Below are 25443 nucleotides of genomic sequence, written 5' to 3'. Positions count from 1 at the left end.
TCATGTCCGATCCTACGCATTTGTCCCTCGCCGAGGCGCGCGACGCGCTCGTTGCGAAGAAGCTGTCGGCGACGGAGCTGACCAAGGCCCATATAGAGGCGATAGAGAAAGCGCGCGCGCTCAATGCTTTTCTCACCGAGACGCCAGAGCTCGCGCTCGAAGCCGCGCGCGACAGCGACGCGCGCATCGCGCGCGGCGAGGCGCGCCCGCTCGAGGGCCTGCCGCTCGGCATTAAGGACCTCTATTGCACCAAAGGCGTGCGCACCACGGCGGCGAGCCGCATCCTCGACGATTTCACGCCCACTTATGAATCGACCGTCTCCGCCAATCTGTGGCGCGACGGCGCGCTGATGCTGGGCAAGCTCAATCTCGACGAATTCGCCATGGGCTCCTCCAATGAGACCAGCGCCTTCGGCCCCGTCGTCTCGCCCTGGCGGCGCAAGAAGGGCGATGGCTTCGACGACGCCAAGATCGTTCCCGGCGGCTCCTCGGGCGGCTCCTCCGCCGCGGTCGCCGCGCGACTGGCGCTCGGCGCCACGGCGACGGACACCGGCGGCTCCATTCGCCAGCCGGCGGCTTTCACCGGCACTGTCGGCATAAAGCCGACCTATGGCCGCTGCTCGCGTTGGGGCATTGTCGCTTTCGCCTCCTCGCTCGATCAGGCGGGGCCGATCACGCGCACTGTGCGCGACGCGGCGATCATGCTGCGCTCCATGGCGGGCCATGATCCCAAGGACACGACCAGCGTCGATGCGCCGGTTCCCGATTATGAGGCGGCGATCGGCGCCTCGGTGAAGGGCCGCCGCATCGGCATCCCGAAGGAATATCGTATCGGCGGCGGCGCCGAGATCAATGCGCTCTGGGACCAGGGCGTCGCCTGGCTGCGCGACGCGGGCGCCGAGATCGTCGAGATTTCCCTGCCGCATACGCGTTTCGCGCTGCCGGCCTATTACATCATCGCGCCGGCGGAGGCCTCCTCCAATCTCGCGCGCTATGACGGCGTGCGCTATGGCCTGCGCGAGAAGGGCCGCGACATCGCCGACATGTATGAGAAGACGCGCGCCAAAGGCTTCGGGGCCGAGGTGCGCCGTCGCGTGATGATCGGCGCCTATGTGCTCTCGCACGGCTATTACGACGCCTATTATGTGCGGGCGCAGAAGATCCGCAGCCTCATCAAGCGCGACTTCGACGAGGCTTTCGCGGCCGGCGTCGACGCCGTGCTGACGCCGGCGACGCCCTCGACCGCTTTCGCGCAAGGCGAGAAGGGCGCGGCCGATCCGGTTGAAATGTATTTGAACGACATTTTCACCGTGACGGTGAACATGGCCGGCCTGCCGGGCATTGCGGTGCCGGGCGGTCTCGGCGCCGACGGATTGCCGCTCGGCCTGCAGCTCATCGGCCGCCCCTTCGACGAGGCGACCTTGTTCTCGCTCGCCGCGGCGCTGGAGAGCGCGGCGCCGAAGATCGATTTCCCGCAGCCCTGGTGGACGAAGGCGATATGACGCGCAGAGCAGAGGCCGCAAAGCTCGAACCGCGCGACGAAATGTCGGACGTGCGCGCCACCATAGACGCGCTCGACGACGAGCTCGTCGCTCTACTGGCGCGCCGCCAGCGCCACATCGAGCGCGCCGCGGCGGTGAAACCCTCGCTCGGCATTCCCGCGCGCGTGCCGGAGCGGGTGGATGAAGTGCTGGCGCGCGTCGCCGCGGCGTCGCAGCGCGAGGGGCTCGATGTCGAACTGGGGCAAGCGCTTTGGCGCGCGCTGATCGAATGGTCGATCGGCTATGAAGAGCGGCTGATGGGCGATCGCGAGCAGGGAACAACCGGACGGAATGCCGAGTAGCGCCGGCGCAGGAGTCCGATACTATCGGCGACATTCGTCCCGTTGGCCGGCGCTGAGGATCAAGCAATGTCGCAGCCGATGCAGATCGAGTCGCTGGAGATAAAAAACTATCGTCTTTTCAAAGATGTGAAGTTCTCCGATCTTGCTCGTTTGACCGTCGTCGTCGGCGCGAACGGATCCGGCAAGTCGACCCTGTTCGATGTATTCAGCTTCTTGAAGGAGGCGCTCACTCAGAACGTCGCGACCGCCGTCACGCGACGAGGCGGCTTCAACGAGTTGGTGAGCAGAGGAGAGAAGGGTCCTATCGCGATTACCGTGAAGTTTCGGGAAAGCGGTGGACGGCTCGCCACCTATGATTTGCATATTGCAGTCGACGGCGGTCGCGCAGTCGTCGAACGCGAAATTTTGAAGTTTCGCCGCGGCCAATATGGGCAACCGTGGCATTTTGTCGATTTTTCCCGAGGGCGCGGAGCTGCGATCACAAATGAGTCGGCATATGGCGAGGCTGGCGCACAGGAAGTCCGTAAATATTACGAGTTGGATGATCCGAGCGTCCTCGCCATCAAAGGGCTGGGCCAGTTTCGTGAGTTTCGGGTCGTCTCAGAATTCCGCAGCCTGATCGAGAGCTGGTATGTTTCCGACTTCCACATCGCGGACGCGCGACCGAGCATGGAGGCCGGCGAGGCGGAGCATTTGTCCACGCGCGGCGAGAATGTCGCTCAGGTGGCCCAATATCTCTACGAGCATCATCGTGACCGTTTCGACAAGGTGCTCGACGCAATGAAGCGGCGCGTGCCGGGCGTCGCCGGCGTCGAGGCGCGTCCGACCGAGGACGGTCGTCTCGTCCTGCGTTTCAAGGACGGCAGCTTCAAGGACCCTTTCATCGCCAGATATGTGTCGGACGGCACGATCAAAATGTTCGCCTATCTGGTGCTGCTCTACGACCCGAAGCCATTTCCGCTGCTCGCGGTCGAGGAGCCGGAGAACCAGCTCTACCCGGAGCTGATGATCGAGTTGATCGAAGAATTCAGGGTCTATGCCGAACGAGGCGGACAGGTTTTCGTCTCCACGCACTCGCCGGACTTCCTGAACGGCGCTCGTCTCGAGGAGATATTTTGGCTCGTGAAGAACGATGGCTTCACGAACGTCCGGAGGGCGTCCGACGACTCGCAGCTCGTCAGGCTCGTCGAGGAGGGGGATCTGCCGGGAGCGCTGTGGAAGCAAGGGCTTTTCGAGGGGGCTCACCCTCGATGAGCCGACTTGTTTTCCTTTTGGAGGAGCCTTCGATCAAAGTTCTGCTCGAAGGTCTTCTTCCGAGACTGTTTCCCACGCTCGACATTCTCTGTATCAAGCATGAAGGAAAGAGCGATCTGGAAAAAAGCCTGCCGAGAAAGCTGCGAGCATGGAACCGTCCAGACGACCATTTCGTCGTCCTCCGCGACGGCGATGGCAAGGACTGCAAAGCCTTGAAGGCGTCGCTCTCGAAGATGTGCGCGGAGGCTGGACGCGAAGACACCTTGGTTCGTATCGTGTGCCAGGAGTTGGAAGCTTGGTATTTCGGCGATCTGGAAGCCTTCGCGGATGTCTTCAGCGCGCCGGCTCTGCGTCGGCAGGCGGCGCGAGTAGGCTACCGTGATCCAGACGCGATTGCGAAACCGTCGAAAGAACTCATCCGGCTCTATCCCGCTTTCCAGAAGACTGACGGAGCGCGCAGGATGGCGGAGCGGCTTTCCTATGGGAGCAATCGGTCCCCCAGCTTTCGAGCTCTGGTAGAAGGGATCGCGCGAATCTCGTCTCTACCGCTGCCAGGTTGAACGAGCATGGCGGCCCGGTAGCCTATGCTTAACCGTGTCTCGGCCGACGCATCTGTCGAGACGCCTTATCGCGGCGCACGGCTTTTGCTTATATAACACGCAGGAGCCGGGGAGCTGGCGCAGGCCAGCGCAGTTCGATTTCGAGGAAGTAGGATGACGACTACAAACGCCACTCCGTCCAAACTCATCAAAGGCGCGACCGGCGACTGGGAAGTCGTCGTCGGCATGGAGATTCACGCCCAGGTGACGAGCAAGGCCAAGCTCTTCTCCGGCGCTTCCGCGGAATATGGCGGCGAGCCCAACGACCATGTCTCGCTCGTCGACGCCGCCATGCCGGGAATGCTGCCGGTCATCAATGAGGAATGCGTCAAGCAGGCCATTCGCACCGGCCTCGGCCTTCAGGCGCAGATCAATCTGCGTTCCGTGTTCGATCGGAAAAATTATTTCTATCCCGACTTGCCGCAGGGCTATCAGATTTCCCAGTACAAGCATCCGATCGTCGGCGAGGGCGAGGTCATCGTCGATGTGACGCCCAGCGAGCGCATCACCGTCGGCATAGAGCGTCTGCATCTCGAGCAGGACGCCGGCAAGTCCATCCACGACCTTTCCGCCACCGAGAGCCATGTCGACCTCAACCGCTCCGGCGTCGCGCTGATGGAGATCGTCTCCAAGCCGGACATTCGCTCGGCGGAGGAGGCGCGCGCCTATGTCTCCAAGCTGCGCACCATTCTGCGCTATATCGGCTCCTGCGACGGCAATATGGAGCAGGGCTCGCTGCGCGCCGACGTGAACGTCTCCGTGCGCAAGCCCGGCGCGCCCTTCGGCACGCGCTGCGAGATCAAGAACGTCAACTCCATCCGCTTCATCGGCCAGGCGGTGGAGGTGGAGGCGCGCCGCCAGATCGGCATTCTCGAGGACGGCGGCGTCATCGCTCAGGAGACGCGCCTCTTCGATCCCGGCAAGGGCGAGACGCGCTCCATGCGCTCCAAGGAGGAGGCGCACGACTATCGCTATTTCCCGGACCCCGATCTGCTGCCGCTGGAATTCGATCAGGCCTATGTCGACGCGCTGAAGGTCGAACTGCCGGAGCTGCCGGACGAGAAGCGCGCGCGCTTCGTCGCCGATTACGGCCTGCCGCCCTATGACGCCGGCGTGCTCGTCGCCGAGCGCGCGAGCGCGGACTTCTTCGAGGAGGCGGCGAAAGGCCGCGACGCCAAGCTCGTCGCCAATTGGGTGATCAACGAGCTGTTCGGCCGCCTCAACAAGGAGGGGCTCGACATTACGCGTTCGCCCGTGTCCGCGCAGGCGATCGGCGCGATCGTCGATCTCATCTCCACCAGCGTCATCTCGGGCAAGATCGGCAAGGATCTGTTCGAGATCGTCTGGCAGGAAGGCGGCGATCCGCGCGAGATCGTCGAGACGCGCGGCTTGAAGCAGGTGACGGACACCGGCGCGATCGAGAAGGCGATCGACGAGATCATCGCCGCCAATCCGGACAAGGTCGCGCAAGCCAAGGCGAAGCCGACCATGCTCGGCTGGTTCGTCGGCCAGGTGATGAAAGCGACGGGCGGCAAAGCCAATCCGCAAGCCGTCAATGATCTGCTGAAGAGCCGTCTCGGCGTCTGAGACGCTTCCGATATAGCCGAAACTCGAATCACGACGGAGTCGATTCGATCGAATCGACTCCGCGCGAAGGCCGCAGCGAGGCTTTCGCGAAGGCCATCGCGCGCGCTGCGCACAATTTTTTTTCATGCGTTCCGCGACGCCGCCGGAGCGTGCGCGACGGCTGCGCGAAGCGCGGCGCCGAGGTCCTCGCACATGCGTCGAGACTCGCGATCGGATCGACGAGAGAGCGTCGGCGACAGCATGAAACGAATGCGCGAAATCTCCTTCGGTCACGCGGGCGTTGTCGCGCGCATGTCGGTATCGAGATCGCACGCGTCCTAGTTTTTGAAGAAAAACAATAGATTGAATGGTTTCCTCATGGGCCGCGCGCGGCGTGTCGCGGCGACGAAGATGCAGCTTCGCCATTGCACGACGCGCTTTTCGGATATGGCCGGGATCATTGTCTTCACGCCGCGAATGCGCGGCGTCGCGCGCTTCGTCGATGCGCGCTTCGACGTCGCGCGCATGGCGCATTCGCGCTTGTTTCGCGATTTGCGACATCGTTTTCGCGAGCAATTCGTGAAAGCGCCACTTGAACGACTATTTAACCACGTTACGCTATTGCCGCCTATTGTCGGTCATAGCGACATTCCGACGATATGGATCAAGGGGACTGAAGATGGCGAAACCAACGACGAAGCGTAAGCCTGCGAAAAAGGCGGCCGCGAAGAAGGGTGCTCGTAAGACTGCGACCAAGAAAGCGGCGACCAAGAAAGCCGCGACCAAGAAGGCCGCCGCCAAGAAGGCCACGCGGAAGGTCGCGCGCAAGGCCGCTTCGAAGAAGGTCGCTCGCAAGACCACGCGCAAGACGGCGACGAAGAAGCGCGTTGCGACGAAGAAGCGCGTCGCCACGAAGAAGCGCACCGCTACGAAGAAGACCGCGACGAAGAAGGCTGTGCGCAAGGCGCCAGTCAAGCGTCGCGCTCCGCGCAAGCCCAAGGAGACTCCTCCGGCGCCGGAAAGCTCGGAAGCGGTCTGACGAAAGACCCGCGGACGAAACGCGTTCGCCATGCGCAGTCGAACTCTCGCATCGTGAACGCGTTTCGCAGCCATTCTGTCGCCCGGGCCGGCTCGGCCCGCGCTTCTCTCGACCCTCGGCGCGCGATCTCTCTCCGGCGCGCTCTGCTAGTCGGCGCCCACTGTTTCCGGCGCGCTGTTTCGGCGGGAGATGCGGCTTCAGGCCGTCAACGGGTCAGGCAACGCGTCGCGAATTCGCGCCAGCTCGTTCCCGCCGTTCGACCTTCCTGCCTGATCTTCATCCATTGCGTCGCGCATTGGCGCATACGCTCGCGCGAGGCGCGCGGCAGCGATGGCGGCGGCGTCGATGTGTCGAGTGGCGGCAATTCCTGCGGCATGGCCGGCGGCGCCTCCATCGCCGGCGGCTGCGGCGCGCGCTGCTCGGGCGGACGCTTCGGGGGCGTGGGCGCGCGCGGCGCGCGGCGCGCCGCCTGTTGCGGACGATCGGCGGATGGCATCGGCCGAGGCGCGGCCACGGCCAGGGTCGCGAATGCGCATAGCGAGGCGAGGATCGCCGCATAGGCGCTCCGCCGCCGAGAGGAAGCGCCGGGCTCTCTTGCGATCACTCGTTCAGCCATCGGCTCCCATCGATGCGTCGCGTGTGACGACGGCTCTGGGAGTCTTTCCGTGTTTCATTGAAACGCGGAAAGACTCTAGGCCTTTTGTTTTGACGCGTTTCCAACGCCGAACCGGTGTCCACTTCGGCTGGAAACGCTCTAGACCGGAACGCTGCGGGGCGTCAATGTTGGGCGATTTCGCGGCTTGTTTCGCGGTCTTCCCATTGTTGCGAGCAGCGTGTTACAGCGTTGTTCGATCCAATTGGATCGAACAACGCTCTCGTTTCCGTTCGGTGCAGAGCGCTCTCGCCGCGGTTTCGGCTCCCACGGGCCGCGCTGGAGGTCGATATGGATTCTCCTGAAAACAAGCTCGCCGCCTCTTCCGCTCGGCTCGCGCTCGCCGCGCGCCCGCGCCGCAATCGCAAGAGCGAATGGGCGCGCCGTCTCGTGCGCGAGACGCGACTCTCCGCCGACGATCTCATCTGGCCGCTGTTTCTGCTCGATGGGGCAGGGCGCTGCGAGCCGATCGCATCCATGCCCGGCGTCTATCGCTATTCGATCGACACGGCGCTGGAGGCGATCGAGGAGGCGGCCTCGCTCGGCGTGCCGGCGGTGGCGCTCTTTCCCAACACCGATCCGGCGTTGCGCGATCCGCATGGCTCGGCCGCGCTCGATCCGGAAAATCTCGTCTGCCTCGCCTGCTGCGCGATCAAACGAGCGGTTCCGGGCATAGGCGTCATCACCGATGTCGCGCTCGACCCCTATACGAGCCACGGTCATGACGGGCTGCTGGTCGGCGATGAGATCGTCAATGACGAGACCGTCGCCGTGCTGGCGGCGCAGGCGGTCAATCAGGCGCGCGCCGGCGCCGATATCATCGCGCCCTCGGACATGATGGACGGCCGCATCGGCGCGATCCGCGCCGCTCTCGACGCCGAAGGCTTCGAGAGCGTCCAGATCATGAGCTACGCCGCCAAATACGCCTCCGCCTTCTATGGGCCGTTCCGCGACGCCATCGGCACCAATAAGACTCTGCGCGGCGACAAGCGGACCTATCAGATGGACCCCGCCAACAGCGACGAGGCGCTGCGCGAAGTGGCGCTCGATCTCGAGCAGGGCGCCGATATGGTGATGGTCAAGCCGGGAATGCCTTATCTCGACATTGTGCGCCGCGTCGTCGACGCCTTTCATGCGCCGACCTTCGCCTATCAGGTGTCGGGCGAATATTCGATGATCGAGGCCGCCGTCGCCAATGGCTGGCTCGACGGCGAGCGCGCGATGATGGAGAGCCTCACCGCCTTCAAGCGCGCGGGCGCGGCCGGCGTTCTCACTTATTACGCGCCGCGCGCCGCCGCTCTGCTGCGCCGCGGCTGACGCCGCGGCCGCCCGTCACCACTCGGCCTTCACCATTCGGCCTTCACCAGCGGCAGCTTCTGCTTCAGCCGCGTGATGAGATCCTTCAGGCTCTGACGATTGGTCTTGTCGCAGAGCTGCGCGTCGAGATCGGCCTGCACCGATTGCGACAGCCACCAGCTCATCGAGACCTTGGACATGGACAAGGTCTGGCCCTTGAAGCGCGCGCATGTCTTGTCGAGCAGCGGATCGTCGCCGCCGTCGGCGACCAGCACGGGCTGCACGCGTACGCCGATCTGGAAGAAGCTCGCGGTCATGTCGCCGGCGTAGCGGTCGGTGTCGGCGTTCATCTCGACGAGGCTGCGCTGCGCCAGCGCGGCCTGTTCCGCTGCATGGCCGGCGCGCGTCGCCAGCAGAGCGTCGACCGGCGCGGCGACGAGGCCGAAGAGATCCGAAACGAAGCCGACTCCCGTCGCGCCGAGCCGCGGCGTCCCCGCCGCGCGGGGCGGCAGCGTGTTGTCGGTCAGCGCGCCCACAGGATCGTTCTGCACCCAGAGGATCAGCGGTGTGATCCCCTCATTCTTGAGCGCGCGCGCCACATCGAGCGCCGAGGCGAGGCCGGCGTTGTCGAAATAGCCGCCGTCGACGATGCGGTCGCCATGCGTCGCATCATTCTTGGCGCGCAGCGTTCCCGCCGGCGAGATGACGGGGAAGCGCGCGCTGAGCAGCGCCGCGGTGGAGAGAAGAATGTCGGGGCCGTCGCGCAGCGCCGCGACGTCCTTGTCGCCCTGCGCGGCCGCGGGGCACATATCGCCCCGCGGCGATTTGCAGGGCGTCGAGATCATCTCGAAGAAATCATAGGCGGCGGGATAGAGCGGCGCGCGCGAATTGGTCGCCGGGGCGGGGCGCGTCGAAACGAGATCGGTTCCGATGATGCGCGCTCCGCTGTCCACCGACGTGCCGTTGAGCAGCAGCAGCGGCGCCCATTTGCCGGCCGGCGTCGCCCGCGCATAGCCCAATTTGCGGCACATGCCAGTCGCGGCGCCATTGGCGCAGGGCTCGCCGGTCTGGATCAGTTCGCCGGTCCAATAGTCGTTTTTATAGGCGGGGTTGGTCACGAAATCATAGTGACGCTCCCAGGATTTCTCGAGCAGAGCGGCGCGATCCTCCATCCAGCTCTCCTCGCCCACGAAAAATTTGCGCGGCGAGAAATTGTCGCGAAAGCCGAGGCCGACGAAAGCCGGCGAGAGATAATCGCCGGCGACCAGCAATTGCAGACAATTGCGCCAGCTCACCGTCGGATCGCGGCCCTCATGGGCGCCGACCCAGACGCGCGCCGTATTGACGCAGGGCGGCGTCGCCACGCCTTTTTCCGCGACGTCGGCGAGAGCGGCGCGGAAAATCGCCGAGCCGAAGGCGCCGCCGGAGACGCCGGAGAAAGCGAAGACGCGACGTCCGGGCGAGGTCAGCGTTGGCGCGTCGTGGAGATCGCCGTCGCGATCGATCAAATGGCCGATGACTGTCGCCGCCATATAGGCGGCGCGGCTCGCGCCGCCTTCCGCCGCGACGATGAGCGCTGGCGGGCATTCCGTCTCGGTGCAGCCATTGGCGGCTTTCCAATTTTTCACCGCCGCGGCGATGTCGATCTGCCGCTCCTCCTTGGCCGGCGCGCCGGCTGTCACGGGCAGGGGCTCGGGCAGGGTGCGCACATCGTCGAGACGTGTGTTCGCGGCCGTGATCGCGGCGGCGAACAGGACCGCGATCAGCAGCAGTGGGCGGCCTGTCTCATAGCCCTTGCGCACCAGCCAGCTCGCGCCCAGCACCAGGCTGCCGAGCAGAAAGGGAACCAGCAGCGCGCGCGGCGCATGATCGGACAAGAAGAACGGCCAGATCAGCGCCGAGACGAAAACCGCCATGGTGGCGTGCAGAGAGACGGAGGTCAGCAGGCGCAAATCCATGTTGGCGCCGATGAATTTGGCGATATGCCGGCGTTTGACGACAAAAAGGACGAAAGCGGCGGCGGCAGCCGCGTCGAGCGCCAGCAGCGCATTGATCTGATCGCGCGTCGCCGTCGCCTCTTGCAGAATGGCGGCGTTCTCGATCGAGGCCTGCGCGCCCATGAGGCCGAGCGCCACGGCGATGAACGGTATGAGCCCGAGAAGTCGCGGCGTCCAGGAAATGACGCGGCCGAAGCGTCGATGAACATGGTCGCGCACCGAACGAATGTCGTTGTCGCGCATCTCGACGCGCAGCAGATAGGGGATCATCCATGCCGAATCGGCGTCGTCGAGCACGCGGCGCGCGCCGTAATGGACCGGAAAAGCCCAGACCAGGAATATCGCGGCGAAGACCGAGAGCCAATAATGCGCGCCGTAGAACAAGGCGTCGAAGGAGCGGTCGGCGAAGAGATTTTGCGCCTGATCGACGAGGCCGAAGAGCAGCAGGCCGGCCAGCGCGCTGGCGACGCTCACCCGGCAGGCCCAGAGAATGCGCATTATCCAGTAGAAGTCCGTCTTCCATTGCGGGGCCGGCGGCGCGACCTCCTGGTGAAGCTCTGTTTTCGTCTCGAGCAATTGCGACATGATGCGCTCCATCGAAAAAATCTTGTCGGAACCACGACGGTTCCGCAGGAAATCCTGTCTCGAAGTTTACGCTAGGCCGCGACGGTGACAAGACGGTCACGCCCGCGGCGCGCGGCGCGGCGGGGCTCGGTCCGCCGGTTCGGCTCGGCTCGGGCGGTTCGTCGGGCGGTTCGGTCGGGCGGCTAGGTCGGGGTAGACAAAGCGGCCGTCCCGTGGTTTGGCTGTGTGAGCGCCGGGCCGCCGGCCCGCGTCGCCGCTCTTCGATCTCTCTCGCGACTGTCTTTTCCTATGTCCGGCCGCACGACTCGCCTTGTGATCATTTCGTGTTGTCTTTGCGCTATATCCGCGGCGAGGGCGGATTTTCGCCTGTGCAACAACACGACCAGCAGGGTGAGCGTGGCCTTGGCCTATACGGATGGACGCAATTGGCTGTCGGAAGGGTGGTGGAATTTGCACGCCTCCGCCTGCGAGACTTTGTTGCGCGGACCACTCGCGGCGCAGTACTACTACGTATATGCGATGGACGAGCGCGGCGGAGAGTGGAAGGGCAAGGCGTTCATGTGCACGCGCGATCACGAGTTTCGCATCGATGGGCGGGACGATTGTTTCGCGCGCGGCTTCGACCGCACGGGATTCTTCGAGATAGACACAGGGCGCGACGCCAAGAACTGGACGGTGCAGCTCACCGATCCGACGCCGTCCTCGACGCAATGACGAGGATGGCCGCGCGGCTCTGACAAAAGAGGATTGGGCGAGAAAATGAGAAGGTTGCGGCGCGTGAAGATCATCGCGACGCTCGGTCCGGCGAGCGTCGAGAAGACCGTCGTGGCTGGCCTGTCGACGGCCGGCGCCGATGTGTTTCGGATCAATATGAGCCACACCGATCATGCCGGGCTCGCCGCCTATGTGCGCATGATCCGCGAGATCGAGGCCGAGACCGGCCGCGCCATCGGCATATTGGTCGATTTGCAGGGACCCAAGCTGCGCATCGGCGCCTTCGCAGACGGGCCGGTGCATTTGCGCAAGGGCGATCATTTCCTGCTCGACGCCGATCCGACGCCGGGCGACGCGACCCGCGTGCAGCTTCCGCATCCCGAGATTCTGCAGGCGCTGAAGGTCGGCGACGCCATTCTGATCGACGACGGCAAGGTGCGGCTGCATGTGGTCGAGACGTCGGACGTCATGGCCCGCGCCGTCGTCGACATCGGCGGCCGCGTCTCCAATCGCAAGGGCGTGAGCCTGCCGGACACGGATATTCCGATCACCTCGATGACGCCCAAGGACCGCGCCGATCTTGACGCGGCGCTGATCGAGGGCGTCGATTGGGTGGCGATCTCCTTCGTGCAGCGCGCCGAGGATGTGCTCGAGGTCAAGCGCGTCGTCGGCTCGCGCGCGCTGGTCATGGCCAAGATCGAGAAGCCGCAGGCCATCGCGCGGCTCGACGAAATCATCGAGCACGCCGATGCGCTGATGGTGGCGCGCGGCGATCTCGGCGTCGAAGTGCCGCTCGAGAAAGTGCCGAGCCTGCAGAAGCGAATCACTCGCGCGGCGCGCCGTCTCGGCAAGCCCGTCGTGGTGGCGACTCAGATGCTGGAATCGATGATTTTGGCTCCGCTGCCGACCCGCGCCGAGGTCTCCGACGTCGCCACCGCCGTCTATGAGGGCGCCGACGCCGTCATGCTCTCGGCCGAGAGCGCCGCCGGCCAATATCCGATCGAGGCCGTGGCCACGATGAGCCGCATCGCGGAAGAGGTCGAGACCGACGGGGTCTATCGCTCCATCCTCAACGCCCAGCGCAATGCGCCGCCCAATCCGACCGCCGCCGACGCAATCGCCGTCGCCGCCCGCGATGTGGCCGAGACGCTCGACTCCATGGCTATTTGCGCCTGGACCGCCTCCGGCGCGACGGCGCTGCGCATCGCCCGCGAGCGGCCGCGGCCGCCGATTCTGGCGCTGACGCCCAATCGTGACACCGCGCGCCGGCTGGCGCTGGTGTGGGGCGTCCATGCGCTCGAGACTCAGGACGCCCGCGACGTCGAGGATATGGTCGACCGCGCCTGCGTCAATTCCCTCCGCGAGGGCTTCGCCTCGCCGGGCGATCGCGTCATCATTGTCGCGGGAATGCCCTTCGGCTCGCCGGGCGCCACCAATATGGTGCGGCTCGCGCTGGTCGGCGAGGAGGGCGGGGTCTGAGCCCGCTCAGGACTTCGGCGCGCCGTCCGTTGTCCATTCCATGATCGAGGTGGGCCGGCCCGAGAGGCTCGGCCCGCCTTCGGCGATGCGCATGAAGCCCTCGCGCTCGTAGAAGGCGACGGCGCGTCTATTGTCCTGATTGACGTCGAGCCGCAGCCGCGCGGGCGAGAGGCTGCGCGCCGCCTCGATCAGCGCCTCCGCGGCGCCGGAGCCGAAACGGTCCGGGCGCACGCAGAGCTGGTCGAGCCAATGCGTTCGCGGATCGACAGTGACGAAGCCGATGAGCGCGCGCCCGGCGCCTTCGAGCAGCAGCAGCGTTTGCGCGCCGCCGCGCTCGAGCTGGACGAGGCGATCCCGCAGCCAGTCGCGGCGCGCCTCGAAATCAATGTCCGCATAGGTCGTCCGCCAGGCGGCGACCCAGAGATCGAGAAGCGCCGGCCAGTCCGAATCCCGACGCGCGACGATGCGCGGGGCGATGATCGGTCCGCCGCCGCTCATGCTCAGGCCTTGCGCACAGTGTCGAGCAAGAGGCGGTGGATCGCCTCATTGCCGGCGCAGATCGCGCCCTTGGGCAGCATGTCGGAGCCGCCGTCGAGATCGCTGACGAAGCCGCCGGCCTCGCGCACCAGCACGATTCCCGCGGCTATGTCCCAGGGCTTGATGCCGCGCTCCCAATAGCCGTCGCAGCGGCCGGCGGCGACCGAGGCGAGATCGAGCGCGGCCGCGCCCATGCGGCGAATATTTCCGGTCTTGGCCATGACGGCGGCGAGCTCCGTCTGGAAACGGGCGTGGCGGGCGACCGCGGCGAGGGGTGGGATGCCGCAGGCGACGAGCGAGTCGCTCAGCCCCTTGCGCGAGGCGACCCTCATGCGCCGATTGTTGAAATAGGCGCCCTGACCCTTCTCTGCGACGAACATGTCGTCGGTCGCCGGATTATAGACGACGCCGGCGACGAGCTGGCCCTCCCGCTCGAGCCCGATCGACACTGCGAAAACGGGAATGCCGTGGAGGAAGTTGGAGGTGCCGTCCAGAGGATCGATATGCCAGGTGTGGGTCTTGTCGCTGCCCTCGACGGCGCCGCTCTCCTCCATGAGAAAGCTGTAGCCCGGACGGGCGCGCGACAATTCCTCGAAGACGATCTTCTCGGCGCGGCGGTCGGCGGCCGAGACGAAATCGCCGGGGCCCTTCACGGACACCTGCAGATTCTCGACCTCGCCGAAGTCGCGCTTCAGGCTGCGCCCCGCCTTTATGGCTGCGGCAGTCATGACGTTCATCAAAGCGGAGCGGATCATGGAGTCCTGAGGAAAATCGCGTGGGGGGAGGAGGGGCGAGGCCTCAAATGACAGGCCGGCGGCGGGCGCGTCAAGCATCATGCGCATTCGTCGTCCCGGCTTTAACCAGCGATAAACCCTGCCGGCGACGCCTGTCGTGGCCTTCACCGTTTCGAAAGCGCTGTTTTGCCAGAGTGAGGCCTTCGGCCGCGTCGATGGAGATTATGCCCATGCCGTTCGAAACTGTGGACATCGTCGAGACGAAAGGCGGCGCGCGGAGCGGCCGACCGACTCCCTCGAAAGGCCAATTGCTGCGCGTCGGTCTGATGTTGGCGATCGCCGCGCTCTGCGTCGCCTCCCTCGAGGCCGGCCTCGGACGAAGGGTCGCCGGGGCCGAGCGCGCAGCCGCGCCACAGACCTCCGGCAAAACTGTGAGAACTTGAGCTGAGCGACGAACATATGACGGCTTTTCAACTGTGCTTCGCCTCGGAACGGCGGAGTGTTCGAGCGACGGTTAAAGCAGGTCGATAAAGCTGGATATTTCATTTATTTAAACAGCTGATCTAATATTCTGCATCAGCATTGGCGGCCTTGCAGCGAGCGGGCCGCGGCGGCCGCGCGAGCGCGCCGCTCACCGTGAACCGAGGTATATTACGTACGGACTCGAAGATTAAGGTTAAGCAAAACCTAATAAGGCGCGCCCCGCATTTTTGCGTTACATAGGGATCCATTGGAGCGGCGCGTATCGATCGCCGCCGTTCGAGCGTTCGAGAGCGTCGTATGATGGGGCAAGCGTCGGATTCGGTGGGAAGCGTTCAGACGACGGTCTCCTTCGTGGAGAAGCTGGCCGGGTCTGAGGCCTTTGGGGCCATGTTTCGCGAGGGCATGGCGCTGGTCGAGGAGGCGGCCGGCTATCTCGACGGCGCCGGCCGGGACGACGCCAAATCGCTGCCGCGCCCGGAGGCGCTCGCTTATGCGGCCGAAAGCATGAGGCTGACGACGCGGCTGATGCAGATCGCCTCCTGGCTGCTGCTGCAGCGGGCGGTCAATCAGGGCGAAATCACGAGAGCCCAGGCCGCGAGCGACAAGCACAAGGTGCGGCTGTCGCAGCAGGAGCTGGCGTCGAACCCGGACGTCTTCGCCCATCTGCCGCAGAAGTTGCGCGACCTCGCCATTCACTCGCTGCGCCTGCAGGCGCGCGTGATCCATCTCGATCAGCTGATCTACGGGTCCGAGGCGGGCTATCAGCCAAATCGCGCGGAGAGTCCGGTCGAGGCGCAGCTCCGGCGCCTGCGCAACGCCTTCGCTCCAGGCCTTTGAGGGCTCGGAATCGTCCAACCGGCGTCCGCTTCGGCTGGAGACGCTTTCAAACGAAAAAAGCCGCGCTCGAAGCGCGGCTTTTTTTATGGCGCCGGCGTCGGCCGGGCGCTCACTTCTTGCCGAAAGACATATTGCCGAAGCGCGAGTTGAAGCGCGACAGGCGGCCGCCGCGGTCGAGCAACTGCGCGGAGCCGCCGGTCCAGGCCGGATGCGTCTTGGGGTCGATGTCGAGATTGAGCGTGTCGCCCTCGGAGCCCCAGGTCGAGCGGGTGAAATATTCCGACCCGTCGGTCATCACGACCCTGATCGTGTGATAGTCGGGATGGATTTCCTTTTTCATCGTCATTCCTCGAAATGAGAGCCGCGCCGACGCCGGCGTTTGGCGGCGCTCATAGCGCATGGCGCGCAAAGGAGCAAGCGCGCGGCGCGTGGATCTGTCAGGCGGCGAGCAGGCGCTGCACCTCGTTGACGAGGTCCTTGAGGTGGAAAGGCTTGGAGAGGATTTTCGCCTGGCGCGGGGCCTGATTGTCGGGATTGAGAGCGACGGCCGCAAAGCCCGTGATGAACATCACCTTTATGTCGGGGTCGAGCTCGGTGGCGCGGCGCGCGAGCTCTATGCCGTCCATCTCCGGCATGACGATATCGGTGAGCAGCAGCTCGAACGGCTCCACGCGGAGCTGGTCATAGGCGGAGAGCCCATTGTCGAAGGACGTCACCGAGAAGCCGGCCGTCTGCAGCGCGCGCACAAGAAAGCGGCGCATATCGGTGTCATCCTCCGCCAGCAGGATTTTTGCGGCAATCTTGTCGGTCATATCGCTCCTCGCATGTTCTATGACATAAGGGCGCATCTGGGTAAAAATCGGGTGAAAATAAGGACCCGCTCACGCCCTGCCGGGAAATTCTGGCCCTTGTTTCGCATGAACCGAAATTTTCGGGAATATGCGCGCCGAAAAGTCTATGCTGCTCGACCTCGATAGGTGCGTGGGCGGAGGGCGACGAGAGTGAGAGCGATGAGGCGCCGACGATGAGCAATGACGAGCGGGCCGCGAGCCCCACGCCCGCCGATCCCGAGTTCCATGTTCCGTTCGAGCTGGTCGAGCCCGCCGAGCTCTCCTCGCCGCTGGTGTTCTCCTCGCCGCATTCCGGCGACATCTATCCGGCGAGCTTCCTCGCCAGCTCGCGGCTCGACATTTCGAGCCTGCGCCGCTCGGAAGACGCGCATGTGCACGAGCTCTTCGCCCTCGCGCCGACGCTCGGGGCGCCGCTGCTCAAAGCCAATTTCCCGCGCGCCTTTCTCGATCTGAACCGCGAGCCCTATGAGCTCGACCCGCGCATGTTCGAGGATGCGCTGCCCGAATTCGCCAATACGCGGTCGCTGCGCGTGGCGGCGGGCCTCGGCGCCATTCCTCGCGTCGTCGCCGACGCCCGCGAGATCTATTCCGGCCGCCTGCGCGTGGCCGAGGCGCTGCATCGCATCGAGAGCCTGCACAAGCCCTACCACGCGGCTCTGCGCTCGCTGATGGAGCGCGCCCGCGACAAATTCGGCGCGGCGCTGCTCGTCGACTGCCACTCCATGCCCTCCAGCGTCGCCAAGGAGAGCGCCGCCGGCCGCGGCGAGAAGCGCAAGCCGGATTTCGTGCTCGGCGATCGTTTCGGCGCGAGCTGCTCGGGGGACATCGTCGAAGCCCTGGAGGCGCGTTTGCGGCAATGGGGCTATCATGTGCAGCGCAATCGGCCCTATGCCGGCGGCTATATCACCGAGCATTACGGCAAGCCGGGCGCCGGCTGGCACGCGGTGCAGATCGAAATTTCGCGCAATCTCTACATGAACGAGGCCGATCTGCGCCGCAATCTCGATTTCGATCTGCTGGCCTCCCGGCTCGGCGAGATCGTCCGGCTGCTGACGCAGACCTTCGGCCCGCGCGAGCAGCGCGCCGCCGCCGAATAATCTCACCGCCCGGAGAGGCAATGACCGCCGTCGATTTCGAGAAATTCGTCGAACGCCTCGCCGACGCCTCCGGCGAGGCGATCCTGCCCTTTTTTCGCACCAGCCTCGCGGCGGAGGACAAAGCCCCCGGCGGCGCCTTCGATCCGGTGACGGAGGCCGATCGCGCCGCCGAGATCGCCATGCGACGGCTCATCGAGTCGACCTTTCCGAGCCATGGAATCATCGGCGAGGAATTCGGCGATCTCCGCGCCGACGCCGAATATGTCTGGGTGCTCGATCCCATAGACGGCACCAAGAGCTTCATCTGCGGCCTGCCGCTGTGGGGCACGCTCATCGGCCTCCAGCATCGCGGCCGGCCCTGCTACGGGCTTATGCACCAGCCCTTCACGCGCGAACGCTTCTCCGGCGATGGCGAGGCCGCCTATTGGCGCGGGCCGGCGCGACATCACCATGTCGAGCCCAGCTGGAAGGCGCAGCCGCCCGCGCCGACCGAGGAGCGTCGCAAGCTGCAGACGCGCCCCTGCGCCACGCTCGCCGAGGCGACATTGATGACCACCTCGCCGAGGCTCATCGACGAGCGCCTCCGCGATGATTTTTTCCGAGTGGAGGCGCAAACTCGGCTCTCGCGCTATGGCGGCGATTGCTACGCCTATTGCGCGCTGGCCGCCGGACATGTGGATTTGGTCATCGAGACCAATCTCAACCCTTACGACATTGTCGCGCTGATCCCGATCGTCGAAGGCGCGGGTGGCGTCGTCACCACTTGGGACGGCGGCCCGGCCGCGCAGGGCGGCGCGATCATCGCCGCGGGCGACAGACGCGTGCATGAGGCCGCGATGCGGGCGCTCTCTGCGGGATGACCGCAGCCGCCGCCTCTCGACCGCGCCTCGACGAGACGCTACCCTCTCGGCGTCCTTATTCGAGGTATCGTCATGCGGAATATTTTGCGCCTTTGCCTTCTCGTCCTCCTCTCGACCTTCGCCGCCGCCGCGCTGGCGCAGGCGCCTGCGACCTCTATCGCCAAAGCGGGCAAGAGCGCGCCCGCCAAGCAGCAGCCCGCGACGCCGGCCCCCGAGCCCGCCAAAGAGCCGCCGGCCAAAGAAGCCGCTCCCAAGCCGGCGGAGCTTCTCGACATCAACTCCGCGACGAAAGAGGAGCTGGATGCGCTGCCGGGCATAGGCGAGGCGCGCTCCGTGGCGATCATCAAGGGGAGGCCCTATAAGGGCAAGGACGAGCTCTATCAGAAGAACATCCTCCCCAAAGGCGTCTATGAGAAGATCAAGGACAAGATCATCGCCAAGCAGAAGTGAGCGCGCCCCGCGCGGTTGCGGTTTGCAGCGAATTCTGATCGCTCGAATGGTCCGTTCGAGCGGCAAGCGCTGTGACGCGCGGACGCTTCCTTGATCGCCTTTACCGACAAGCTGCCGATCGACGAGGTTCTGCCGCGCGTGACGGCGGCGCTCGCTCAAGGGCGCAATCTCGTCGTTGTCGCGCCGCCCGGCGCCGGCAAGACGACGCGCATTCCGCTCGCTCTGCTGGACGCCGATTGGGCGAAAGGCGGCAAGATCATTCTGCTGGAGCCGCGCCGTCTCGCCGCGCGCGCCGCCGCCGCGCGCATGGCCGCGAGCCTGCGCGAATCCGTCGGCGAGACCATCGGCCTGCGGATGCGGCTCGAGTCGAAAATCTCCGTGAAGACGCGCGTGGAGGTCGTCACCGAAGGCGTTTTCGCGCGCATGATCCTCGATGATCCCATGCTCGAGGGCGTCGTCGCCGTGCTCTTCGACGAGTTTCACGAGCGCTCGCTCGACGCCGATGTCGGCCTCGCTCTGGCGCTCGACGCGCAAGCGGGGCTGCGCGACGATCTGCGCATCATCGCAATGTCGGCGACGCTCGACGGCGCGCGCGTCGCGGGGTTGATGGGCGGCGCGGAAATCGTCGAGAGCGAGGGCCGCGCCTTTCCGGTGGAGACGCGCTATCTCGGCCGCGACTCCCATGAGCGCCTGGAAGAGGCTGTGATCCGCGCCGTGACGCGCGCGCTGGCGGAGGAGAAGGGCTCGATCCTGGTTTTCCTGCCGGGGCAGGGCGAGATTCAGCGCGTCGCCAATTTTCTCGGCGAGCGGCGCCTTCCTGCAGATGTCGATATAGCGCCGCTGTTCGGCGCGATGGATCGCAAGGAGCAGGACCTCGCCGTCGCGCCCGCCGCGCCGGGGCGCCGCAAGGTGACGCTCGCCACCTCCATCGCCGAGACCTCGCTGACCATAGAAGGCGTCCGCGTCGTCATCGACAGCGGGCTCTCGCGCGTCGCCGTCTTCGAGCCCGATCTCGGCCTCACGCGGCTCGAGACGGTGCGCGCCGCGCGCGCCAGCGTCGATCAGCGGCGGGGCAGGGCGGGGCGCACGGAAGCGGGCGTCTGCTATCGCCTGTGGGACGAGGCGGCGACCGTTTCGCTGCCCGCTTTCGCCGCGCCGGAAATCCTCGCCGCCGATCTCTCCGGCCTCGCCCTCGATCTGCGCTCCTGGGGCCTCGACGATCCGAATAAGCTCGCCTGGCTCGATCCGCCGCCGGCGCCGGCCTGGAAGGAGGCTGTCGCTCTGCTGCGCGCGCTCGGCGCTCTCGATGAAGCAGGCGCGCTCACCGCGACCGGCCGCGCGATCCGCTCGCTGCCGCTGGCGCCGCGCCTCGCGCGCATGATCTTGGAGGCGGCGCGCCATGGCGAGGCCGAACGCGCCGCCGATCTCGCTCTGCTGCTGTCCGAGCGCGGGCTCGGTGGGACATCCAGCGATCTCTCGGACCGGCTCGATCGTTTCCGCTCCGACGGCTCTCGCCGCGCTCGCGACGCGCAGCGGCTTTCGGCGAGCTGGGCCAAGCAGGCGAAAGCCGCCGTCCGGCGTGAGGCGGAAGCCGATCTCTCCGATGGCGCGCTCATTTCCATGGCCTATCCCGATCGCATCGCCAAAGCGCGTGGCGCGGCCGGCGAGTTTTTGATGGCCAATGGCCGCGCCGCCGCCACGCCGCCGCATGACGTTCTCGCCAAGGCGCCTTTTCTCGCGATCGCCGAGATCACCGGCCGCGCCGCGCAGGCGCGCATTCTCGCCGCTTGCGCGCTCTCGGCCGAAGAGGTGGAGCGCATCGCCGCCGATCGCATCGAGACGCGCGACGAAACGATTTTCGACGCCCAGAGCGCGAGCCTGCGGCGACGGCGTTTCCGCAGGCTCGGGGCGATCCGCCTCGCCGAGCAGAATCTCTCCGTCGAGGCCAGCGAGGAGAATGCGCGCATTCTCGCGTGCGGCGTCGCCGGCCTCGGCGTAGCGCGTCTGCCTTGGAGCAAGGCGCAGGAGCAATTGCGCGACCGCATCGCCTTTCTGCGCCGCGCCGAAGGCGACGATTGGCCGGACGTCAGCGACGAGGGCCTCGCGCAGAGTGTCGAAGATTGGCTCGCGCCTTTCATTCTCGGCCGCGCCAGCGTCGCCGCCATAACGGCCGACGATCTCGGCGCCGCGCTTTCGGCGCTGCTTCCCTATGAGCTGACGCGGCGGCTCGACCTCGAGGCGCCCGCCTTTTTCGAGACGCCGGCCGGCTCGCGCCATGCGCTCGATTATTCGGCAGCCAATGGGCCGCTCTTATCGGTGCGCGTGCAGGAGCTGTTCGGCCTCTCTGCGCATCCGACGCTCGCCAAGGGCCGCGTTCCCTTGACGCTGGAACTCTTGTCGCCGGCGTATCGGCCCATTCAGACGACGCGCGATCTGCCGGGATTCTGGGCCGGCTCCTGGGGCGAGGTGAAGCGCGAGATGAAGGGCCGCTATCCGCGCCATCCTTGGCCCGACGATCCCGCCGGCGCAGCGCCGACGACGCGGGCGAAGCCGCGAGGGACGTGAGCGAAGACGGCTTGATACTGCCGGCGGGCGCGACAGATACGACGGCCTGCAAGGAATCTCGCCAATGACCGAGGTTCAGACGCTCGCGGAATTCGTCGATCGGGCGCAGCTCGAGGAGATGAGCGAGGCCGCGCTGCGGCAATTGAAAATCCGCGTTCTCGACACGATCGGCGTCGCCTTGGGCGCGCTCGACGCGGCGCCGATAAAGGCGATCCGCGAGATGACGCTGGCGCTCGGCGGCGCGCCGATTTCGACGCTCATCGGCGGCGGCAAGACCGCGCCCGATCGCGCCGCCTTCTACAATGGCGCGCTGTCGCGCTATCTCGATTTCATGGACAGCTATCTCGCGCCGGGCGAGACCTGTCACCCTTCCGATAATCTCGGCGCCGTTCTCGCGGCGGCGGAAATGCGCGACGCCAGCGGCGCGGAATTTTTAGCGGCGCTCGCCGTCGCCTATCAGGTGCATACGCGCTTGAGCGATGTCGCGCCGGTGCGGGCGCGCGGCTTCGACCATACGACACAAGGCGCTTATGCCGCCGCCGCGGGCGTCGCTAAGGCGCTGCGTCTCTCGCCCGAAAAAATCGCCAATGCCATCGCCATCAGCGGCACGGCGAACAACGCCTTGCGCGTGACGCGCACCGGCGCGCTCTCGCATTGGAAGGGCCTCGCCTATCCCAATACGGCGATGGCGGCGACCCATGCGGCGCTGCTCGCCGCGCATGGGATCACCGGGCCGGCGGAAGTTTTCGAAGGCAATAAGGGCTTTGAGGAAACGATCGCCGGGCCTTTCGAAATCGACTGGCTGCGCGAGGATTTGGAGAGCGTGACGCGCACGATTCTCAAGAAGCACAATGCCGAGATTCACTCGCAATCGGCGATCGACGCGGCGCTCGACATTCGCGCGCGGCCGGGGTTTTCGGCGGCTTCTGTGCGTGAGGCGCGGCTCGAGACTTTCGCGGTGGCCTTTCAGATCATCGGCGGCGGCGAAGAAGGCGACAAGCGCCTGGTGCGCAATAAGGAGGAGGCCGATCACAGCCTTCCCTATATGCTCGCCGTCGCGCTCATCGACGGCGAGGTGCAGCCGGAACAATATGCGCCGCAGCGCATTCTCGCCGAGGATGCGCAGACGCTGCTGCGCAAGGTGAAGATCGCCCCTTCGCCGGAGCTTACCGCTCTGTTTCCGAAATTTCTGCCGGCGCGGCTCGCGATCGAGCTCGAGGATGGGCGCCTGCTCGCCTGCGCACGCGACGATTATCACGGCTTCTATACCGACCCCTTCGATTGGGAGACGGCGCGGCGCAAATTCGATCGCGTCACGCGCGAGAAGACCAGCGAGATCGAGCGCGACGCCATCGCCAATGTGATCGAGACGCTCGAGCGGCGGCGCGTCGCGGAGCTGACGGGACTGCTCGGACGCATCGGCGGATCGGCGCAGGGAGAGCGACGAATGCGAGCCTGAAGGCTCGCGCTCCAGCACGCGAGGTGAACGCCATGGCCGAGACCACATTCTCCTTCATTCCCCGCGCCGCGCGCACGGGCAAGCCACGCCAGCGCGGGCTCACCGAAATTCGCGGACCTTATTACAGCGCCTATGGAAAACGCCATCTCGCCGATCTCTTCGAGACCATGGGCGCCTGGATCGACGGCGTGAAATATGCCGGCGGCTCCTTCGCGCTGATGCCGCCAGAGGCGGTGAGGAGCTTCAACAAGACCGCGCATGACCATGGCGCCTATATCTCGACCGGCGGCTGGCTCGAGAATGTGATGCGCTTCGGCCCTGAGGCGATCGGCCGGTATATCGAGGAAGCGAAATCGCTCGGCTTCGATGTGGTGGAAATTTCGGCGGGCTTCGTCAGCCTGCCGGTCGACAGCCTGCTGCGGCTGGTGCGCATGGTGAAGAAGGCGGGGCTGAAGGCCAAGCCCGAGGTCGGCATTCAATTCGGCGCCGGCGGCGATACTTCGGCGGCGGAATTGGAGGCGGAGGGAACGCGCGACGTCTCCTGGCTCATCGCGCAGGCCGAGCGCGCGCTCGACGCCGGCGCCGACATCATCATGATCGAGAGCGAAGGGATCACCGAAAATGTGAAGCGCTGGCGCACCGATGTGGCGGCGCGCGTGATCGACAGTCTCGGGCTCGAGAAAGTGATGTTCGAGGCCGCCGATCCGCCGGTCTTCGAATGGTACGTCAAGAATTACGGCAATGAGGTCAATCTCTTCGTCGACCACTCGCAAATCGTGCAATTGGAGGCGCTGCGCCAGGGCATTTGGGGCACGAAGAGCACTTGGGGACGCATTCAGAACGTCGGCGGGTGAGGAGGCCGCGACGCGACGTACGAGTTGCAACGGATTGATAGATTGCAACTTGTGGTTTATAAATAGACTCAAATCAAGCTTTATTTCTATTATCGGATTTAATTCGAGGTTTCGGTCGAGATAAACGTCTCCCATTCTTCTGGATTTTAGTCTTCTCTATAGTGTTGGTATGGTGATCAAGATGGGCACTTCTACAGTAAATTATACGATTCCCGCCAATGTGGCGGAGGGAACTCCCGGCATCGACGTCACGCTCAATCTGACTTACGCCGATGCGGTCAATTCCGACGGCTCGCACACCGTGACGAGCGCGACCGGGACCTACACCGTCAACGGAACGGTCTATAATGTCGTCGGCGTCGTCGACCCGAGCGGATCGCCCGAGGGCGCCGACAATCATTTCTGGCCGGGCGGCGACGGGCCGAATGGCGCCTATGTCGATTACAGCGGCGTCAATTTCATTACCGACTATCCCGCCGCCAATGGCAATCAGACCGGCGGAAACGGCAGCTATGTCGGGCCCAATGTCGATCTCTACTATGATCCGCGTCAGCAAGCCTATCTTCAGGACACGGGCGTTCAGAAGAGTCCGCTCGCCGCGACCAATTTCAGCGCGACCGTGACCTGCTTCGTCACCGGCACACGCATTCGAACAACGCGCGGCGAAATCGCCGTCGAGAATCTTCGCGTCGGCGATCTCGTCGTGACGACGGAAGGACGCGAACGCCCGATCGTTTGGATCGGCCATCGCAAGATCGATTGCACGGGGCGCGCGCAGCCGCGCGACGCCTGGCCGGTGCGCATCGCGGCGGGCGCTTTCGGCGAAAATCGCCCGGCGCGCGATCTCTATGTGTCGCCCGGCCATGGGCTCTGCGTCGAATGCGTCGGCGAGGCGCTGATTCACGCGCAAAGCCTCGTCAATGGCGCGACGATCACCCGCGTCCCGGTCGAGACGGTCGATTATTGGCATGTCGAACTGGAGAGCCATGATATTCTGATCGCCGAAAATCTGCCCTCCGAGAGTTATAGCGCCACCGGCGAGCGTGGATTCTTTCTCCATATCCAAGGCTCGCCGGCGTCGGAGCGGCGCCTCGACTCCGACTTCTGCCGTCCCTTCGCTTCACCGGCGATGATCGCGGCCGTGCGCGAGCGGCTCGTGGCTCGCGCCGAGCGCTCGGGCTATTCGCGCGAATTCGATCCCGACGTGCGGCTTCTGGTCGATGGCGCGGAGATCGCTCCGATCCGCGCCAATGGCTCTGCGATCTTCTCGTTTCCGCGTGCGGCGCAGGACATTCGGCTCGTCTCGACGAGCTTCGTTCCGGCCGATGATTCAGGGCTCGGAGGCGACACGCGCCGGCTCGGCGTCTCGCTGAGCGGCCTCGTGGCGACCGACGGTCGCGAGATCGCGCGCATTCCGTTCGATGATCCGCAGCTCGCCGCTTTCTTCCATCCCGAGGAGGCGAGCGAGCAACGCCCCTGGCGCTGGACTCGCGAAGAGGGGCTCGCGCTGCCGCCGTCGCTCTTCGCGCAATTGAGCGGCGCGCAGATCGCGCTGATCGTCGCTTATAATTGCGATGAGATGCGCGGCTGGGCGCCGCCTCTGTCGCGAAGCGAGGCGGAGGAGCGCGCGCTTCGCGGCGTCGACGTCTTGATCGCCGAGGGCCGTGAGGCGGCCTGACGATCATGGCGCAG

The 25443-nt window shown here is 65.4% G+C and carries 25 protein-coding genes; 19 read left to right on the top strand and 6 right to left on the bottom strand.

Features of this window, described 5'->3' with window-relative positions; all coding sequences use genetic code 11:
* Positions 1 to 2: 2 nt before the first annotated feature.
* The 7 genes from gatA to FMZ75_RS14760 all read left to right on the top strand — a co-directional run bounded on the left by gatA (position 3) and on the right by FMZ75_RS14760 (position 6301).
* Positions 3 to 1502 carry an Asp-tRNA(Asn)/Glu-tRNA(Gln) amidotransferase subunit GatA gene (gene gatA / locus FMZ75_RS14790; RefSeq protein WP_166143851.1) on the top strand — a complete coding sequence of 500 codons (1500 nt, stop codon included), beginning with the start codon at positions 3 to 5 and terminating at the stop codon, positions 1500 to 1502.
* A complete protein-coding gene (locus FMZ75_RS14785; RefSeq protein WP_166143848.1) occupies positions 1499 to 1843 on the top strand; it encodes a chorismate mutase in 345 nt (114 codons plus the stop codon). Before gatA ends, FMZ75_RS14785 begins: the two co-directional genes overlap by 4 nt.
* 66 nt (positions 1844 to 1909) lie before the next feature.
* The gene (locus tag FMZ75_RS14780) at positions 1910 to 3097 is read left to right on the top strand and encodes an AAA family ATPase (protein WP_207783450.1); all 1188 of its coding nucleotides are present in this window, start codon (positions 1910 to 1912) and stop codon (positions 3095 to 3097) included.
* On the top strand, positions 3094 to 3657 hold the full coding sequence (locus FMZ75_RS14775; RefSeq protein ID WP_166143846.1) for a DUF4276 family protein: 564 nt from the start codon (positions 3094 to 3096) through the stop codon (positions 3655 to 3657). The genes FMZ75_RS14780 and FMZ75_RS14775 overlap by 4 nt, the downstream gene beginning before the upstream one ends.
* A gap of 153 nt (positions 3658 to 3810) precedes the next feature.
* Positions 3811 to 5283, top strand: coding sequence for an Asp-tRNA(Asn)/Glu-tRNA(Gln) amidotransferase subunit GatB (gene gatB / locus FMZ75_RS14770; RefSeq protein ID WP_166143844.1), 1473 nt, complete (start codon positions 3811 to 3813; stop codon positions 5281 to 5283).
* 357 nt (positions 5284 to 5640) lie between these two features.
* A complete protein-coding gene (locus tag FMZ75_RS14765; protein WP_166143842.1) occupies positions 5641 to 5967 on the top strand; it encodes a hypothetical protein in 327 nt (108 codons plus the stop codon).
* Complete coding sequence (locus FMZ75_RS14760; protein ID WP_108918499.1) at positions 5942 to 6301, top strand: histone; 360 nt, start codon at positions 5942 to 5944, stop codon at positions 6299 to 6301. Before FMZ75_RS14765 ends, FMZ75_RS14760 begins: the two co-directional genes overlap by 26 nt.
* A gap of 205 nt (positions 6302 to 6506) precedes the next feature.
* Here FMZ75_RS14760 and FMZ75_RS14755 read toward each other — a convergent pair whose 3' ends face one another.
* A complete protein-coding gene (locus FMZ75_RS14755) occupies positions 6507 to 6917 on the bottom strand; it encodes a hypothetical protein (protein WP_166143840.1) in 411 nt (136 codons plus the stop codon).
* Positions 6918 to 7244: 327 nt separating this feature from the next.
* On the opposite strand from FMZ75_RS14755, the gene hemB reads away from it, so the two are divergent.
* Positions 7245 to 8270: a porphobilinogen synthase gene (gene hemB, locus FMZ75_RS14750; protein ID WP_166143837.1), complete on the top strand. Its 1026-nt coding sequence runs from the start codon at positions 7245 to 7247 to the stop codon at positions 8268 to 8270.
* Between the two features lie 29 nt (positions 8271 to 8299).
* Here the strand turns inward: hemB and FMZ75_RS14745 are convergent, their stop codons facing one another.
* A complete protein-coding gene (locus FMZ75_RS14745; RefSeq protein WP_166143835.1) occupies positions 8300 to 10831 on the bottom strand; it encodes a hypothetical protein in 2532 nt (843 codons plus the stop codon).
* Positions 10832 to 11119: 288 nt separating this feature from the next.
* Between FMZ75_RS14745 and FMZ75_RS14740 the strand changes: the two genes are divergently transcribed.
* Entirely contained in the window at positions 11120 to 11545 is a 426-nt protein-coding gene (locus FMZ75_RS14740; protein ID WP_108918503.1) for a DUF1036 domain-containing protein, read from the top strand.
* Between the two features lie 45 nt (positions 11546 to 11590).
* Complete coding sequence (gene pyk / locus FMZ75_RS14735) at positions 11591 to 13024, top strand: pyruvate kinase (RefSeq protein WP_108918515.1); 1434 nt, start codon at positions 11591 to 11593, stop codon at positions 13022 to 13024.
* Positions 13025 to 13030: 6 nt separating this feature from the next.
* Here pyk and FMZ75_RS14730 read toward each other — a convergent pair whose 3' ends face one another.
* Both FMZ75_RS14730 and FMZ75_RS14725 read right to left on the bottom strand, forming a co-directional pair.
* A complete protein-coding gene (locus tag FMZ75_RS14730; protein ID WP_142864429.1) occupies positions 13031 to 13522 on the bottom strand; it encodes a GNAT family N-acetyltransferase in 492 nt (163 codons plus the stop codon).
* 2 nt (positions 13523 to 13524) lie between these two features.
* A complete protein-coding gene (locus FMZ75_RS14725; RefSeq protein ID WP_108918505.1) occupies positions 13525 to 14316 on the bottom strand; it encodes an inositol monophosphatase family protein in 792 nt (263 codons plus the stop codon).
* 209 nt (positions 14317 to 14525) lie between these two features.
* Between FMZ75_RS14725 and FMZ75_RS14720 the strand changes: the two genes are divergently transcribed.
* Positions 14526 to 14738, top strand: coding sequence for a hypothetical protein (locus FMZ75_RS14720; protein WP_166143832.1), 213 nt, complete (start codon positions 14526 to 14528; stop codon positions 14736 to 14738).
* Between the two features lie 340 nt (positions 14739 to 15078).
* Positions 15079 to 15615, top strand: a complete 537-nt coding sequence (locus tag FMZ75_RS14715) for a DUF1465 family protein (RefSeq protein WP_246728988.1) — start codon at positions 15079 to 15081, stop codon at positions 15613 to 15615.
* A 109-nt stretch (positions 15616 to 15724) separates the two neighbouring features.
* On the opposite strand, the gene rpmE is transcribed toward FMZ75_RS14715, so the two are convergent.
* Positions 15725 to 15955, bottom strand: a complete 231-nt coding sequence (rpmE, locus tag FMZ75_RS14710) for a 50S ribosomal protein L31 (RefSeq protein WP_108918516.1) — start codon at positions 15953 to 15955, stop codon at positions 15725 to 15727.
* A 97-nt stretch (positions 15956 to 16052) separates the two neighbouring features.
* Entirely contained in the window at positions 16053 to 16427 is a 375-nt protein-coding gene (cpdR, locus tag FMZ75_RS14705; protein ID WP_108918517.1) for a cell cycle two-component system response regulator CpdR, read from the bottom strand.
* A 212-nt stretch (positions 16428 to 16639) separates the two neighbouring features.
* Here cpdR and FMZ75_RS14700 point away from each other — a divergent pair, with 212 nt between their 5' ends.
* The 7 genes from FMZ75_RS14700 (at position 16640) to FMZ75_RS14670 (ending at position 25429) form a co-directional block, all read left to right on the top strand.
* Positions 16640 to 17563, top strand: a complete 924-nt coding sequence (locus FMZ75_RS14700; protein WP_166143827.1) for an N-formylglutamate amidohydrolase — start codon at positions 16640 to 16642, stop codon at positions 17561 to 17563.
* A 20-nt stretch (positions 17564 to 17583) separates the two neighbouring features.
* Positions 17584 to 18423, top strand: a complete 840-nt coding sequence (gene hisN / locus FMZ75_RS14695) for a histidinol-phosphatase (protein ID WP_108918508.1) — start codon at positions 17584 to 17586, stop codon at positions 18421 to 18423.
* Positions 18424 to 18495: 72 nt separating this feature from the next.
* Entirely contained in the window at positions 18496 to 18873 is a 378-nt protein-coding gene (locus tag FMZ75_RS14690; RefSeq protein WP_142864433.1) for a helix-hairpin-helix domain-containing protein, read from the top strand.
* Between the two features lie 90 nt (positions 18874 to 18963).
* Positions 18964 to 21438 carry an ATP-dependent helicase HrpB gene (gene hrpB, locus FMZ75_RS14685; RefSeq protein WP_207783449.1) on the top strand — a complete coding sequence of 825 codons (2475 nt, stop codon included), beginning with the start codon at positions 18964 to 18966 and terminating at the stop codon, positions 21436 to 21438.
* A gap of 64 nt (positions 21439 to 21502) precedes the next feature.
* Positions 21503 to 22897 (top strand): MmgE/PrpD family protein, encoded by a 1395-nt coding sequence (locus FMZ75_RS14680; protein ID WP_166143825.1) that lies wholly within the window; start codon positions 21503 to 21505, stop codon positions 22895 to 22897.
* A 32-nt stretch (positions 22898 to 22929) separates the two neighbouring features.
* Positions 22930 to 23751 (top strand): phosphosulfolactate synthase, encoded by an 822-nt coding sequence (locus FMZ75_RS14675; RefSeq protein WP_166143822.1) that lies wholly within the window; start codon positions 22930 to 22932, stop codon positions 23749 to 23751.
* Positions 23752 to 23920: 169 nt separating this feature from the next.
* Positions 23921 to 25429 carry a Hint domain-containing protein gene (locus FMZ75_RS14670; RefSeq protein WP_166143820.1) on the top strand — a complete coding sequence of 503 codons (1509 nt, stop codon included), beginning with the start codon at positions 23921 to 23923 and terminating at the stop codon, positions 25427 to 25429.
* Positions 25430 to 25443: the final 14 nt, after the last annotated feature.

It is taken from the genome of Methylosinus sp. RM1 (assembly GCF_011378635.1).
Lineage (GTDB): Bacteria > Pseudomonadota > Alphaproteobacteria > Rhizobiales > Beijerinckiaceae > Methylosinus > Methylosinus sporium.
This window is presented reverse-complemented; position numbering and strand designations above follow the sequence as displayed.